At 27.8% G+C, this 16,113-nt stretch carries 17 protein-coding genes; 2 read left to right on the plus strand and 15 right to left on the minus strand.

What is annotated here, in order from left to right:
• Window positions 1-60 precede the first annotated feature (60 nt).
• From J7M87_RS02120 to J7M87_RS02165, 10 genes are all read right to left on the minus strand, one after another.
• Window positions 61-564, minus strand: a complete 504-nt coding sequence (locus tag J7M87_RS02120; RefSeq protein ID WP_291648212.1) for a GNAT family N-acetyltransferase — start codon at window positions 562-564, stop codon at window positions 61-63.
• Between the two features lie 342 nt (window positions 565-906).
• A complete protein-coding gene (locus tag J7M87_RS02125) occupies window positions 907-1,911 on the minus strand; it encodes a sugar kinase (protein ID WP_291648213.1) in 1,005 nt (334 codons plus the stop codon).
• 1 nt (window position 1,912) lies between these two features.
• On the minus strand, window positions 1,913-2,560 hold the full coding sequence (locus tag J7M87_RS02130) for a bifunctional 4-hydroxy-2-oxoglutarate aldolase/2-dehydro-3-deoxy-phosphogluconate aldolase (RefSeq protein WP_291648215.1): 648 nt from the start codon (window positions 2,558-2,560) through the stop codon (window positions 1,913-1,915).
• Between the two features lie 188 nt (window positions 2,561-2,748).
• A complete protein-coding gene (ilvD, locus tag J7M87_RS02135) occupies window positions 2,749-4,464 on the minus strand; it encodes a dihydroxy-acid dehydratase (RefSeq protein WP_291648218.1) in 1,716 nt (571 codons plus the stop codon).
• A gap of 94 nt (window positions 4,465-4,558) precedes the next feature.
• On the minus strand, window positions 4,559-5,893 hold the full coding sequence (locus tag J7M87_RS02140) for a 6-phospho-alpha-glucosidase (RefSeq protein WP_291648220.1): 1,335 nt from the start codon (window positions 5,891-5,893) through the stop codon (window positions 4,559-4,561).
• 174 nt (window positions 5,894-6,067) lie between these two features.
• Window positions 6,068-6,610 carry a 6-phospho-3-hexuloisomerase gene (gene hxlB / locus J7M87_RS02145; RefSeq protein WP_291648222.1) on the minus strand — a complete coding sequence of 181 codons (543 nt, stop codon included), beginning with the start codon at window positions 6,608-6,610 and terminating at the stop codon, window positions 6,068-6,070.
• Window positions 6,607-7,227 (minus strand): orotidine 5'-phosphate decarboxylase / HUMPS family protein, encoded by a 621-nt coding sequence (locus J7M87_RS02150; RefSeq protein ID WP_291648224.1) that lies wholly within the window; start codon window positions 7,225-7,227, stop codon window positions 6,607-6,609. The genes hxlB and J7M87_RS02150 overlap by 4 nt, the downstream gene beginning before the upstream one ends.
• Before the next feature lie 189 nt (window positions 7,228-7,416).
• Window positions 7,417-9,024 (minus strand): PTS transporter subunit EIIC, encoded by a 1,608-nt coding sequence (locus tag J7M87_RS02155; RefSeq protein WP_291648226.1) that lies wholly within the window; start codon window positions 9,022-9,024, stop codon window positions 7,417-7,419.
• A gap of 119 nt (window positions 9,025-9,143) precedes the next feature.
• A complete protein-coding gene (locus tag J7M87_RS02160) occupies window positions 9,144-9,905 on the minus strand; it encodes a MurR/RpiR family transcriptional regulator (RefSeq protein ID WP_291648228.1) in 762 nt (253 codons plus the stop codon).
• A 95-nt stretch (window positions 9,906-10,000) separates the two neighbouring features.
• Window positions 10,001-10,462, minus strand: a complete 462-nt coding sequence (locus J7M87_RS02165) for a YdeI/OmpD-associated family protein (protein WP_291648230.1) — start codon at window positions 10,460-10,462, stop codon at window positions 10,001-10,003.
• 224 nt (window positions 10,463-10,686) lie between these two features.
• Here J7M87_RS02165 and J7M87_RS02170 point away from each other — a divergent pair, with 224 nt between their 5' ends.
• Complete coding sequence (locus J7M87_RS02170; RefSeq protein ID WP_291648231.1) at window positions 10,687-11,487, plus strand: phosphotransferase; 801 nt, start codon at window positions 10,687-10,689, stop codon at window positions 11,485-11,487.
• Between the two features lie 14 nt (window positions 11,488-11,501).
• Here the strand turns inward: J7M87_RS02170 and J7M87_RS02175 are convergent, their stop codons facing one another.
• The 5 genes from J7M87_RS02175 to J7M87_RS02195 all read right to left on the minus strand — a co-directional run bounded on the left by J7M87_RS02175 (window position 11,502) and on the right by J7M87_RS02195 (window position 15,035).
• A complete protein-coding gene (locus J7M87_RS02175; protein ID WP_291648233.1) occupies window positions 11,502-12,224 on the minus strand; it encodes a DNA alkylation repair protein in 723 nt (240 codons plus the stop codon).
• A gap of 42 nt (window positions 12,225-12,266) precedes the next feature.
• Window positions 12,267-12,740: a methylated-DNA--[protein]-cysteine S-methyltransferase gene (locus J7M87_RS02180; protein WP_291648235.1), complete on the minus strand. Its 474-nt coding sequence runs from the start codon at window positions 12,738-12,740 to the stop codon at window positions 12,267-12,269.
• Window positions 12,741-12,778: 38 nt separating this feature from the next.
• Window positions 12,779-13,318 (minus strand): Ada metal-binding domain-containing protein, encoded by a 540-nt coding sequence (locus tag J7M87_RS02185; protein ID WP_291648237.1) that lies wholly within the window; start codon window positions 13,316-13,318, stop codon window positions 12,779-12,781.
• Window positions 13,319-13,564: 246 nt separating this feature from the next.
• Window positions 13,565-14,071 (minus strand): GNAT family N-acetyltransferase, encoded by a 507-nt coding sequence (locus tag J7M87_RS02190; RefSeq protein ID WP_291648240.1) that lies wholly within the window; start codon window positions 14,069-14,071, stop codon window positions 13,565-13,567.
• A 253-nt stretch (window positions 14,072-14,324) separates the two neighbouring features.
• Complete coding sequence (locus tag J7M87_RS02195; RefSeq protein WP_291648242.1) at window positions 14,325-15,035, minus strand: gamma-glutamyl-gamma-aminobutyrate hydrolase family protein; 711 nt, start codon at window positions 15,033-15,035, stop codon at window positions 14,325-14,327.
• Window positions 15,036-15,571: 536 nt separating this feature from the next.
• Between J7M87_RS02195 and J7M87_RS02200 the strand changes: the two genes are divergently transcribed.
• Window positions 15,572-16,084, plus strand: coding sequence for a ferritin (locus J7M87_RS02200; protein ID WP_291648243.1), 513 nt, complete (start codon window positions 15,572-15,574; stop codon window positions 16,082-16,084).
• The last annotated feature ends 29 nt before the right edge of the window (window positions 16,085-16,113 follow it).

Genomic DNA, 16,113 nt, shown 5'->3' on the forward strand with positions numbered 1-16,113 from the left:
AAATGTAAATGAGAAGACTATTATATGATCAATAATAACCTTCTCATTTAAACTTATTTTTTAAAGTTCTTTCTCAAAAGCAATTCTTTTATTACCATCTAATAAATAAATGACACCGCAGTATTTAAATCTATTCTTTTCTAACAACTTTTTCATAGTTAAATTATCTTCATGTGTATCAATCTTTATATTTTTTATTTTTTTTGATATGCAAATTTCCTCTAATCTTTTAATTATTTCTGTTCCAATTCCTTTTCTATTACTATTATTAGAAACAGCTATTCTATGGATAACAGCATATTTCCCATTTGAAATCCATTCTCCTTCATAAATAGTATTATAAGTTTCTTCAACATCAAAGGATAATGATGATGTTCCTATAATTTCATAATTATCTTCTAACACATAGCTTATATTATTCCTTATATCTTTTAAAATAACTTCCTCATTTGGATATCCATTCTGCCACTGATCAACTTTATTATTTTTTAAAAACGACTTTGCTTCATTAATAATTTTCATTATGTCTATTAAATCTTTTTCTGTAGCATTTCTTAATTTCATTTTTCTTCTCCTAAAGCATAAAATTTATTAATTAGTATTATACAACATCTACTTATAATTTCTATAATAATATCTATAATTAATTTAAAAATTAATACCTTATCAATTATTTTCAGGAAAATATTATAACAACTCTCTATGATTTAATTACTTTTTAAGTAGGATAATTAGCCTTTTAAATTCCTATTATAATTTGCTTAAATCTATACTTTTTATACATTTAAAATCTAATATATAATATATAAAATAAAAATCCACAGTACTTATTTACTATGGATTTTATTTTACATATTCAATTTCATAATTATATTTATTTTTGCATAATTTAAAGGCTGTTTCTCATTACCTCGCTATTTTACCCACTCCATAGCTTACTAGACTTTCCACTTCCTCATTTGTTACTAGGTTTGCATCCCCATAAATTGTATGTTTTAAAACAGATGCTGCAACAGCAAATTCACAAGCATATTCAGGAGTCTTATTATTTATAATGCTATATAGTATTCCTGCAGTTAAGGCATCTCCCCCACCAACTCTATCCACTATATCATCTATTATATGAGTTTTCGAAGAAAACAATATACCATTATTATAATAATTACATTGCAGAGTATTTACTGTTGATGATTTTATTTCTCTAAATGATGAAAAAATATGCTTTATATTAGGATACTTCTTTGAAATTTCATCATAATAATATTTTAATTTCTCATATCTATCCTCTAAGTCACATCTCATATTCAATATATTTTCTGCATCTAATATACCAGCTGAAAAAATATTTACATATGGTAATAATTCTTTGGTAACTTCACTTGCCTCTTCCAAACTCCACATCTTTGCCCTGTAGTTTGAATCATAACTGACTAAAATATTATTTTCCTTACAGTATTTTAATATTTTAAAAGTTAACTCTCTTGTTTTTTCTGAGATAGCTAAAGTTATACCCGAAACATGGAATATATCTATTCCATTTAATGCTTCTCTTATATTTATATCTTCCTCTAAAATAGATCCAAAAGCTGAATCCAATCTATCATAAATTACTTTTGATCCCCTATTTCCGCTTCCAGTCTCTAAAAAATAGATTGGAGTTCTCTTATCGCCTCTAACTATAAATCTAGTATCTACAGATTTTGATTTTAAATAGCTAAGCATTGCATCTCCTAAGGTATCATTGGAAATCTTAGTAAGCATTCTAGTACTTATTCCAAAATTCGCTAGTGAAATTAATACATTAGCTTCCCCGCCACCATAATTTACATTAAATTCATTTGAATTTAATAATAATGCTCCTTTTTTAGTCGATAATCTTAATAATATTTCCCCTAATCCAGCGACTTTCATATTAAATACCTCTTGCATTATTGAACTTTTCTATATACTTCTTACAAGTAGATTCTATTTCATCAAATTTTCCTACTTCTCCAAGCTTATTTAGTTCTCCACCTATTCCAACTAAATCTACTCCTGCTTTTGCCCAAGTATCTATATTCTCTAAATTCACTCCACCTGTTACCATAATATTTGCATGTGGTAGTGGTGCCTTTACTGAACTTACATATCCTTGTCCAAAAGCATTCCCTGGGAATAGCTTAACTACATCTACTCCACTTTCATAAGCAGTCACTATTTCATTTATAGTCATTACTCCTGGTATATATGGTACGTTATATCTATTACAAAGTGTTGCTGTATCTTTATTAAAAGATGGTGAAACTATATACTGTGCTCCTGCTAATATCGCCATCCTTGCTGTTTCAGAATCTAATACTGTTCCAGCTCCAATTACAACATCATCATCTTTAGAATACTTTTCTGAAAGTTCTTTTATTATTTCATTTGCAAATTTATTTGTATATGTTACTTCTATAGCTTTAACATTTCCTCTAATGCAACTTTCTGATATCTTAACTCCAATTTCTTTTGTAGTTCCACGGACCACAGCTACTACACCACATTCCTTTAAGGCATTTAAAACTTTTATTCTAAACATAATAAAATCTCCTATAAATCTTATATAATATTTTCACTTATAATTTTTATCTGTCTTCCTATACTTTTAACTGAAAATTAATCCTTAAGAATTATGAATTATAACAAATTTTTATAATAATACTCTCTTCTATAAGTTTTGCTGAGCAAAACCTCTTTATTTATCAATTGTCAGTTATCCATTATTAATTATTCCATATATCCACCTTTCATTGGTGAAACTGCTTTATCTGAGAATATCTTTAATATTCCAGACTCATATTTATTTGATCTTGGTTTCCAAGATTCTTTACGCTTAGCAAGTATTTTATCAATTTCATCTAAATCTACTCGTTCTCCATTAATACCAACTATTTGTAATATTCTCTTTTCTATATCTATTTCAATTAAGTCATTTTCTTCCACTAATGCTATTGGTCCTCCAACTGCAGCTTCCGGTGAAACATGCCCTATAGCTGGTCCTCTTGATGCTCCTGAAAATCTTCCATCTGTAATAAGAGCAATACTTGCAGATAATTCTTTATCTGATGAAATTGCTTCTGTTGTATAGAACATCTCTGGCATTCCACTTCCCTTTGGTCCTTCATACCTAATAAATACTGCATCACCTGGTTTAATCTTTTTAGATAATACTGCTTCAATTGCCTCTTCTTCACTATCAAATGGTCTTGCTTTTAAAATAGCTTTATGCATTTCCTTTGGTACTGCAGAATGTTTAACAACAGCTCCTTCTGGTGCTATATTGCCTTTCAATATAGCAATAGCTCCATTTTTACCTATTGGGTTTGTATATGGCTTAATAATATCTTCCTTCTTTAAACCAGTTTCTTTTAAATATTCATTACACTTTTCATAGAATCCATTTTTCTTTAAATCTTCTAAGTTTTCACCTAAAGTTTTTCCCGTAACTGTCATTACATCTAAATGTAATAAATCCTTAACTTCTTCCATAATTGCTGGAACTCCACCTGCATAATAAAAATATTCTGCTGGCCATTTACCTGTTGGACGTATATTTAATAAATATGGTGCATATCTGTGTATTCTATCAAAACTTTCTGCATCTATATCTACTCCAAATTCATGAGCTATTGCTGGAATATGAAGCAATGAATTCGTTGATCCTGAAATAGCTGCATGAATTATAATTGCATTTTCAAAAGATTTTGCTGTAACTATATCCCTTGCTTTTAAATTTCTCTTAGCTAATTCAACAATTTTCTTTCCTGCTTCTATTGCTACACTTTCTAAGTCCTCACATGTTGCAGGCATAACTGCACTTCCAGGTAACATTAACCCTAATGCCTCTGCCATAATTTGCATAGTTGCGGCAGTACCCATAAATGAACATGAACCAGCTGATGGACATGCATTATTTTTATAATAAGTTAACTCATCTTCAGTAATTTCTCCACGCTTTTCCATAGCGCTATAAGTTCCTATTTGTTCTAATGTTAAAAGATTTGGACCTGCTTTCATTACCCCACCAGTAACAACAATCGCTGGTATATTAATTCTTCCTATAGCCATTAAATGTGCCGGTACTCCTTTATCACAACTCGTTATAAACACACCGCCATCAAAAGGTGTTGCATTAGCATGAATTTCTATAAGTGATGCTATTGTATCTCTAGATGCTAAAGAATAGTTTATTCCATCATGACCTTGTGCCATTCCATCACATATATCTGTTGCAAAGAATCTAGAAGCCCTTCCCCCTTTTTCTGATACGCCCATAGCTGCATTATTTGCAAATTTAAGTAAGTGAATACTTCCTGGATGACTATCTCCAAAAGTACTTTCCACTATTATTTGTGGTTTAGATAAATCCTCTGAAGTATATCCCATTCCTCTGCGAAGTGGATCCATTTCTGGAGCAATTTTTCTAATATCTTGACTAATCATTCTTATTCTCCTTAATCAATAATCTATTATTTAAACATAGCTCGGATAATGGATAATCCATTGTCCGAGCCTGTATCTGTTCTTTTATACTTTATTATTTAAGTTCTGGCCAGTAACCTTTATTAGCTTCAATTAAATCATCTAATATTTCTTTTGCCACTTTTGCACTAGGTACTGTTTTAGATAAAGTAAGTGCTTGCCATAACTTTTGATAGCTTCCTTCTATCCAACCTTCAACAACTAATTTTTCTACTGCTACTTGTTGTTCCATAAGACCTTTTTCAAATCTTGGAATAGTTCCTTGAACTAAAGCTTCTGGTCCATTGCTTCCTACGATACATGGAACTTCAACCATTGCTGTTGGATCAAAGTTTTCAATAGCCCCCTTGTTTTCTACAATACATAACATTCTTTCATGTGTGTTGTATGCAATTGCTCTTGCTAAGTCAACTATGAATGATGCATGGGCATCTATATGGAATTCTCCACCTTTTGCTGTTCCAGCCTTAACTATTTCTCTTGCTGCACTAAATACATTCTTTTCTCTTCCATTCATTACTTCATTTGCTCTTGTAAATTCTGCATTAGAATGTTCTACAACATAATCTGGATATAGATAGTATTTTAAATAAGTATTTGGTAAGAAGTTTGGATCTAATGCTATTAGGTCTTTTGCTTTCTTATGAGTTTCTTGCCAACTTGGTTCTGTATGTTGAGTATCTACTTCAACTTGATTTAAATAACCATTTTCAGCAACATATTCTCTTAATTTTGGCATTAAATCATTTCCTTGTTTATCTCTAACACTTGTCCACCACCCAAAGTGATTTAATCCAAAGTAATTAACTTCTAAATCTGCTGGAGTTAATCCAACTATTTGAGACATACGACGTAATGTTCCAACTGGCATATCACAAATATTTAATACCTTTGAATTTGGTTTTAACACACGGCAAGCTTCTGCAACTATTGCTGCTGGGTTAGAATAATTTAGCATCCAACAATTTGGAGAATACTTTTCCATAAGGTCGATTAATTCCATCATTCCACCTATTGAACGCATTCCATATGCTATTCCACCAGGTCCACAAGTTTCTTGTCCAACAACTCCATATTTTAGAGGAATCTTCTCATCCTTTTCACGCATTTCATATTTTCCAACTCTTATATGTGCCATACAGAAATCTACATCTGTAAATGCTTCTTCAGGATCTGTTGTGTATGAAAATTCTATTTCAGGTGCACTTTCTTTTAATAATATTTCAAGTGCTTCACCAATTACTTCTTGACGTTCTTTATCATTATCATATAATTTTAATTTACGTAAAGGAAAACGATCTACATTATCTAAAAGCATCATTACGATACCTGGTGTAAATGTGCTTCCTCCTCCTGCTATTACTATAGAAAACTTTTTGTTTGTATCCATAAAATTAGCCACCTTTCCTATTACAACTTATTAAACTTTAATTATTTCATTTATTTTAATTTTGTCTTTTTTCTTACTTACAAGCTCATTATAGACCAGTAAAATGTAATGGTAAACAGTTTCTGAGGCCAAAGAAACATGTTACCCTATGTTGTAACATGTTCTCAAAAATTACTACTCTACATTAACATGATTATTTAAAGCTTCTTTATTTGAAAAATTATCTCTCTTACTTATTAAAAGACATATCCAATCTAAAACTATATGAACAGCTTGATCAAATAAAGAACTTAATAATTGTATTGATCCTCCTTCACCGTCACCCTTAACCTTTCCAGGTACTTCTAAAATAATATCTGCTATTTCACCTAAAGAAGAATTTCTCTTACTTGTTACTGCAACAACTTTTAACCCTAAATCTTTTGCTGACCTTGCATTACTTAAAGTATTCTTAGTAGATCCTGAACCAGATATAGCTATATAAATATCATGCTTTTTTAATGCAGGGGTAATAGTTTCCCCCATAACGTACGATTTATATCCTATGTGCATTAACCTCATAGCAAAACCTTTTGCCTGAAAGCCACTTCTTCCTTCTCCATCAACAAAAATTGAATTACTTTTATCAATAATATTTATAACTTCGTCTACTTCTTTTTCATTAACATTTAATACTACATCATTTACTTCTTTTAATATTTGATCTATTAACTTCATAAAAGTTCCTCCTTAATTTCATTTAAAGCCTTAATGGGATCTTTTGATGCTGTTATTGAAGATCCTATTACCACTATGCTTATATCCTCATTTTTCAATCTTTTAATAATTTCTAAGTTTATACCTCCAGCTATAGCAATATTTCTTATGCTTGGAAACTTAAGTTTAAAATCTCTTAACTCTCCTATAATATTATTTTTACTTTTTTTATCTACAGATGTATGTAAACAGTAAATTGCTTCATCAAACCTTGATATTTCTTCTATTTTTTCATATGAGCATTCAAGCAAGTCAATCATCATTTTTTTATTATACTCTTTAGAAACACTATAACACTTTTGTAGTGTTTCTAAAGAAGAGCTTCCCATGACTGTTAAAATGTCAAACCCTTGATTATATCCCATAGTAAACTCATAAGCCCCTTCATCATTAGTCTTTATGTCTCCTAATATTAATGATTTAGGTGCCTTTAAAGTTAAGTCTTTTAAATTTAAAAGCCCATAGTCTTTTATTAAAGAGGTTCCAATTTCAATTATATCGGCTAATCCATTTAACTTTACAACTAACTCTATTGCCTTATCTAAATCTACTCTATCAATAGCAACTTGTACTTTCATTTCTACCTCCTAATTTATATTTCAATCAGCAATTTATATAATTAATGCTAATACTATATTAAATAATTATCATATTACTTAAGTAAAATGAAGAATTGAAACTAATTTATTATTTAATTTCTAATAAATTTAAAACTTTATTAGAAATAGGAGTGACTAATTTTAGCCACTCCTAAATATAAATATAGTTTAATTTGCCTCTATTCCAAGATATTCATCTACACTTTTTCTTACTCCAGTAACTTTTAAACCATAAATTACTTGTACGTTTTCACCTTTTATTACAACTCCATTAGCTGCAGTTTCATTTTTTAATAAAGCTTCATTAACTAGTGATGAATCTTTTAATATTAATCTTAATCTTGTAAAGCAGTTGTCAACTTTTACTATATTCTCTACTCCACCAAGACCTTCTACTATTATAGGTGCTAATCCTGCATTTTCAGCATCCTTATTGTCAGCACCATTAACTGAGTTACCTTTAGTTGCATTTTTTTCTTTATAATCACTCTTTGTATAAAGCTTTGTATCTCCATCTTCTTCTCTACCTGGCGTTTTTAACTTAAATTTACTTATTACAAATCTGAATATTACATAGTAAACTACGAATTGTCCTAAACCAATTAATATATACATTGGCCAACCTGTTTTTTCTATTCCAAGTGGAAGATTATATAATAAGAAATCTATTAAGCCATTTGGTCCTATCGCTGTTACTCCTAAAATGTTTAACACAACCATTCCTAGTCCACTTAATGCTGCATGAATTACGAATAATACTGGTGCAGCAAACATAAATGAGAATTCTATTGGTTCAGTAACACCTGCTAGAATTGATGTAACAGCTGCAGGGATTAATATTGCTTTTATCTTAGTTTTATTCTTTGGTAATGCTGTATGATACATAGCTAAACATGCACCTACTAAACCAAACATCTTTGAAAGTCCTCTTGCATCCCAAATTACTGATGCTGAAAGCTTAGCTATAGTTGGATCAGCCATTTCTGCAAAATATATATTTCTAGCTCCTTCAAAAACTTGTCCGCCGATTTCAGCAACTCCACCTAATGAACTATATAAGAATGGAGTATAAACTAAGTGATGTAATCCTGTTGGAATTAATAATCTTTCTAAAGTTCCATATGTGAATATACCAAAGTTTCCTGAACCTTGTATAAACTCACCAAGATTATTAATAACATTTTGTACTGGTGGCCAAACATAACTAAATAATATTGCTAAACCAACTGTTACTGGTATTAATATAATGAATACTAATCTTGATCCACCATATATTTGAAATGCTCCATCAAATTCTTTTTCACAGAATTTATTATGGATATATGCAACAACTACTCCTAATATAATTCCTAAGAAAACTCCCATATCCAATATTTGCACACCTAATACAGTTGTTTGTCCACTTCCTCTTAACGCATCTGCTGGTGCTAATTTTTCAGTTAATGTTAAAAATATATTCATTGCATTTATAAATACTAAAAATACTAATAATGATGTAAAACCTGCTTCTGCTTTTTTCTTCTTAGCAAGTCCTACCGCTAAACCTACACAAAATATAATACCTAAGTTAGTTAATATTGAAACTAAAGATCCTGATAGCATTTTTCCAAGTCCATACACAACATCATTTTTTAAAAATGGCAAGTACTCCGCTAACTTTGCATTTGTTAATATATTTCCTATTGCAATAATTATACCTGCTATAGGTAATATTAAAACAGGTACAAACATTCCTTTAGAAAAGTCCTGTAACTTATTCATTATCTTTTCTTTCATTTTTTTACCTCCATTTAATGTTTTTCAGAAATCATTTACATTTTTATTATAATAAGTGTCAATTTATCTGTATATAGATTTCACCTTCAAAAAAACGTGTTACCCAATTAGATAACACGTTACTTAGAATTATTACTTTTTCGTTTATAATATTCATATATTAACAACTCAACCATAACCAAAACCTTTGGAAAGAATGTATTTGGCATTAAATTTCTGTCATCCAGCTTATTTGCGTCATCAATTTTAAAACTTATATCTGCAAGTTTACTTATGCTATTTTCTCTTTCATTTGTAAATGCTATCACATTAATTCCATGTTCCTTTGCCGTTTTTACCTTGTTTAAAACCATTGGAGTTTCTCCTGATTTTGAAATAACTATAATTGAACTTATGTAATCTAAGTTATTTTCAAATACTCCTATTGAATCTGTACCATTGGATAATATACATCTTTTTCCCATAACTAAAAGCTTCTTATTAATATATTCTGCTACAATTCCTGAAAATCCATTCGCATATATGAAAATAAATTTATTATTATCATTGAATAAAATGTCTACAAATCTATTAATGCAATTACTAGAATTTTCCTTCAAAAGATTATCCATATCTAAGCTATCAACAAAATCTCTTTCATTCAAATTATCTCCTAGTTCATTTCCTTTTAAAGATACTAAATTATATTGCATTTCTAAAAAACCAGAATAACCAAGTTTTTTAGAAAGCCTCATTATTGTTGATGTTGAAGTATAGTTATTTTTTGCAATTCCTCTAACACCTAATTTATTTACATCATCTATATTATCTACTATATAGTTTAAAACTTTTATTTCAATCTCAGTAAGCCCTTTATTCTCGATAAGCTTAGATAAATCCATTATAAATCCCTCCATTAATCATAATCAATTATAAATTATTTTAATAATTTTTTCATTATATCTCATTTTTTTTATATTCTAATACATTTTAGGGATTATAATTTTATTTTGTTTGCTAACTTTTCTATTGCTTCTTCCATTCTTTTCACTTTAGTTTCTTCCTTTTTAGCTGAAGTTATCCATTGAAAATACTTTCTTTGTTGTGAATAAGATAAGCTTTCATAAAATTTATATGCATCATTATTTTCCATAAGCTTTTCTTTAAACTCTTCTGGTAACTCTATAATTCTTTCTTCTTCATCTTTTTGTAATTCTACATTTATAATATCGCCATAGGTTTTACCTATCTTATTTCTTATCTCCTTAGTTATTCCTATCATATAACAAGGTAAGCCCATTTTTACTATTGATCCTCTATAATCCACACCATCAAATTTTACTTTAACCTTTACTCTCTTAGCTCCAAATTCTTTTTCAACATCTATAGGAACTTCTATATAGGTGGCATCTTTTCCTTCATGCTTTATTATTTCTGCTTCAAATTTATAATTCTTCATATTTATCTCCTACTTTTGTATTAAATTGTTTATTTTGAAATTAAAATAAAATTATAATGTTTATTAAATTTATAATTAATATATAATAGGACGTTATATAATTAAGAATTCAAATTTAAATGTCACTTTTATACAGCGTACTATTAAGTATATTATAACCTTAAACACTTTTTATATTATATCTGATATAATGTATAAACAACAATATAATAGTAGGAGATTTTATGAATAAGTTACAAGAAAATATTTCACTCACTAAACTTGGTGGGCTAAACAATTCAAACTATTTAGTAACATTACAGAATTCAAAATATGTTTTGCGAATTCCAAGTAAAGATAACACCAATAATTTTTATAATGAAAATGAAATTTTAAATATAATTAGGCCACATAATATTTCTCCCAATATACTTTATCATAATAAATATAATGGAGTCTTATTAAGTGAATTTAAAGAATCTACTAAAATTAATATAGAATTTTATAACTCACTACTTTTCATTAATAGCTTAATTTCTACATTAAAAAAACTACATAGTTTAAAATGTAATAATTACTTTAATCCTTTTGAGATAATTAATAAAAATATTAACATCTTAATTGACTTAAGCTTTGATTTTAATCACGATATAAATCTATTAGTAGAAAAATTAACCTCATTAGAACATAAATTAACTAAAGAATTTCATTATGGATTATGTCATAATGATTTAAATATCTCTAACATTTTATATACTAAGGACTCTATTTATCTTATTGACTTTGAATTTACTGCTATGGGAGATATATTTTTTGACCTAGCTACTTTATCTTGGTTTTTAAATGACGATATGAGAAATGAATTGATTAAAAGATATTTTGGTTACTCTTCACAAGATCTAAAAGAAAAATTAGAAGGTTATCTCTTTGTAGTTAAACTTTGGAATGCAACTTGGAGTTTTATAAAATCCATAAATAGTACTTCTAACTATGATTATAGACTTGGAGGTAACATGATATTAGACGATTTAATAACTTCTTTATAAATCGTCTAATATCTTTAGTTATTATTTAATTTAACTTTCATACCTCGAATGATATTCTTCTCTTCTTTAGAAACCTTTAGCGATTCACAAATTTTTTGTAATGATTTATTGTATGTAAAATAATCTAAGTTATTTTCTTTTAGATAATTCAAAGTTGTTTCACTAAACTTTACATAGCAAATAGAAATTGCCCAAGCAACAGCCATTTTAACATAATATCCATCATGTTTTATTTTATCTAAATTGCTTAAAACGAGCTCAACATAGTCTTCTTCAACATAAAAGTTTAATAACATTACTACTGCAAACCTTACTTCAAATTCATAATTTGATGAAAGATACTCTTCTATGAACTTCCACATTTTTTCTTTATTTTTATTAGTAATTTTTAGCCCATTACAAAAGCTATCACAAACTGACCAATTATTTATCTTTGGTACATATTTTCTAATAAGACTTATAATTTCATCTATATCAACATTATTAATATATCCAATTACCATCCCCTGTAGCATTACTTCTTCAAAATAATCATCTCTTGCATTATCCAAGTAATTTTTCCAATCTTTCTTAGCAATACTTTTTGCAATTTTTCTTAATGCTGGTAGTCTAACTCCAAGTATGTTATCAATTCCTGGCAAAAGCTTCGAAGAAAAATCCCTGTAATCTTCTTCTGACAAATTTATAAGTTCTTCCCTTATTTTTAAGGCTACATTTTCATCAATATTAAAATCCAAAATGCTCTCCCCCTATCTATTACCTATTAATTTATTACTACCCTAAAATGAATTTCTATGTTCTATTTGTAGTAGCTTTTCTTTCATTTCTAGGCCTCCAGCATATCCAACTAAGCTTTTATTTTTACCTACAACTCTATGACATGGTATAATTATTAATATTGGATTTTTATTATTTGCCATTCCAATAGCACGAGCTGCTTTAGAGTTTCCTATTTTTTCTGCTATTTCCTTATATGTTCTTGTTTCTCCATAAGGTATCTTAATTAGCTCATTCCATACTTTACGTTGAAATTCTGTTCCTTCTGGATTTAATGAAATACTAAAATCTATTCGATCTCCTGAAAAATGCTCATTAAGTTGATTTGCCGCCTCTTTAATTAATTTAGTTTCTCTTATTTCCATATCTTTTTCAATCTTTAATTTATTCTTTATACAAATATTGGTAATACCCTTTCCATTATCAGCTATTCCAATTTCTCCAATTATAGTCTCATAATAAAAAATACTTTTCATATAACTCCTTCACATCTATTTTATAAGCAGATTCTTAATTATTTTATACGATAACTCATAGGACTCATCCCTTCAACTTTCTTAAAATTATCATAAAAAGTTGATAAACTCTTATATCCACAATCATAAGAAATTTCAGTAATTGATTTGTCACTAACTTTCAAAAGTTCCTTAGCTTTATTAATTCTAATTTTAGAAATATATGCTTTAGGTGTTAATCTAAAAGTTTTATTGAAAACTCTTATTAAATGACTTTTAGCTATATGAAGATCTCTTATCTTAATATTCATAAGCTCTTCATCAAAATAATATTTATCATAAATCTCCTTCATACTATTAGCAATATTAGTAATCGGATTGTATTCTATCAAATCAGGTCTACATCTTTTACAAGGCCTAAATCCACTTTTAATTGCACTTTCAGTGGTAGAAAAGAATTTCACATTTTCTTTAACTGGATTTTTAGATTTACAGGATGGACGACAAAATATTTTTGTTGTTTTAACTCCATAAAAAAAATCCCCATCATATCTTGAATCATTTTCTATGATAACTTTCCATTTTTCCTCCTTATTCATATATCTACCTCCATTAATAATTTACCATAATACTTAAAATATTTCTTACGGATTTTTATCTTCTAATTTAAATATCAATCATAATATTTATTTTGTATAAATACTATTATAATTTATATAAAATAAAAAAGTACTGATTAACAAGAATCAATACTTTTTTAGCAGAATTAATAACTATATATTGTTATAATTTTTAAGGCTATCTACTTTATTATAAAATTAAAGAAATCTATGGTTTAAATAACCTTAGGCAGCAGATTTAATGAAAGACTTCATACTGATATGATATTCAATTTCTCTTTCAAGCTCTTTAGCTTGCTCAAACCCTAGACCCTTAAAAAGATTTTGTGATCTTTTATTAATCTTTTTAATTTTAGCTACAACATATTCAGCTCTCATTTCAAAAAAAGCTACTTTTAAAGCTTCTAGTACAGCATTATGACCTATTCCCTTTCCCCATAAATCCTTTTCACCTACTGCAATAACGATTTCTACAAACTCACCTTTTGGAACTAATCGTAAAAATCCTATTGCACCATATAGATTTTTTATAATAAAAAATCTACAATTATTGTTAAAAAGATGAGTTAATATAGGCATATTTACTCTATTTATAACGTTAATTAAATTTCTTTTCACATTATTATCTTCATTTAAATAACTTGTTATTTCCTCATCACTAAGCCAGTTACATATCTTCTCTGCATCTGATATATATACTTCTTGGCTTAGATTAACACTATTTACTTCCACAAAGTACAACTCCTTAGTTATATTTGATACAGCTTGCAAACTTCATGAATTAATTATTACTAGCAATACTCATATCTTACTCTCTTTATTAGTTTAAGTAAAAAGTGTTATTCTTTATTGCTTAAGTTTAACTCATCTTTCTTATTCTTTTCTTATTTTTCTAGCATTTTTCCACAATGTTTATATTTTCCATTAATAGTATTTAATTACCATTTAAAGTTATTAAAAGTATTTTTCTGGGACTTCACTATACTTAATAGCATCTATTTATAAATTCTTTAAATAGATTAAACTGCTCATCATAATCTTTATATAAATGTTCTGGATGCCACTGCACCCCTAATACAAATCTCCTATCCTTTATATAAATACTCTCTATGATTTCATCTTCACTTATTGCAGCATCACTCACCTTAGTGGAAATCTTCTTTATAGCTTGATGATGCATACTATTTACCATTATTTCTTCTTTTTTCATAATATCGAATAATAAAGAATTCTTTTTAATTTTTACTTTATGGCTTGGTTTATTATACGGCTTTTCTTGTCTATGAATACTCTCTTTATTATTATTTTTATCTATTTCTATATCTTGATATAAAGAACCACCTAAATAAGAATTTAGAAGTTGAAAGCCCCTGCATATTGCAAGTATAGGCTTATCTATATTCAATATTTCACTTAATAAGGCTTTTTCCATTTTATCTCTAGCATCATTTATATATCCACAATGAGCTAGCTTTCTCTCATTATATATTTTAGGATTTATATCTTGCCCACCAGCCAATAAAAATCCATCAAAATTATTTACCAAAGCCTTTATATCTTCTTCTCTATCTATAATAGGCAATATAACTGGAATTCCTCCTGAATCAGTAATTGCATCTAAATATGATGGTAACATCCAAATACTATCTTTATCATCATCAAAAAGTGCTGTAACTCCAATAATAGGTTTTCTCATGCTTTCCTCTCCTTCCTATCAACTATTTTATTTATTAACTATATTAACACTTTTCTTATACTTATATGTTATAAAAATAAAAAACTATACAAATTTGCATAGTTTATATTTCAAACTCACTAGATAATATTTCAATATTTCTTCTTTTTATTTGATCTAAACTCTCAATAAAGTCTAGTAATTTTTTATGCAACCTCTATCCATCTTACATTTATTGCATAAAAAATATTTTTCTTATGTAATATAAAATATCTCTTTTTATATAAATTACTTAATTTAGCTAAAAATTCTTTGTATTTGTCTAAAAAATATTATCTAAATATAAATAAAATATTCTAAATATTATCCTATAAACATGCAAATAATAAATATGTATCTTACCTAATTATATAGTGGAACGATTTAATTATAATTTGCAATTTATTACTTTTTAGATAATAACTTTTATAATTTTTTACTTTAATAATTCAAATTTTAAAATATATATTTATAAATTAAAAGCTGAATTCAATACTTTAATACAAAGGAGAGTACATATGCTAAGCGAAAATCTTTTAAATAACCTTAATGAACAAGTTAACTTTGAGTTTTATTCATCTTATACATATTTAGCTATGGCAGCTTATGCAGAATCAATAGATTTAAGCGGATTTGCAAATTTCTTTAGAGTTCAAGCTCAAGAAGAATTAGCTCATGCCATAAAATTATATGATTACATATTTCAAAAAAATGGTGTAGTAAGACTACAAGAAATTCCTAAACCTTCTTCAAATTATAATAATATAATTGACTTATTTGAAAAGGGCTATGAACACGAGCAATTAGTTACTAGCAAAATTTATAAAATAGCTGATATTGCTCTTGAAGAAAAAGAACATTCTACCATTAGCTTATTAAAATGGTTTATAGATGAACAAGTTGAAGAAGAAAATAATTTCAACTCATTTTTAAAGAAAGTAAGAAGATCAGATGGAAACCCTGCTGCTTTATATATGCTTGATGAAGAGCTTGCTAAAAGAGTTTATACACCATCAGCAGCTAATAATTAAATGAAAGTCCACATGGAGTAGCTTCCTAG

This window comes from Clostridium sp. (genome assembly GCF_017888565.1).
Taxonomy (GTDB): Bacteria; Bacillota; Clostridia; order Clostridiales; family Clostridiaceae; genus Clostridium.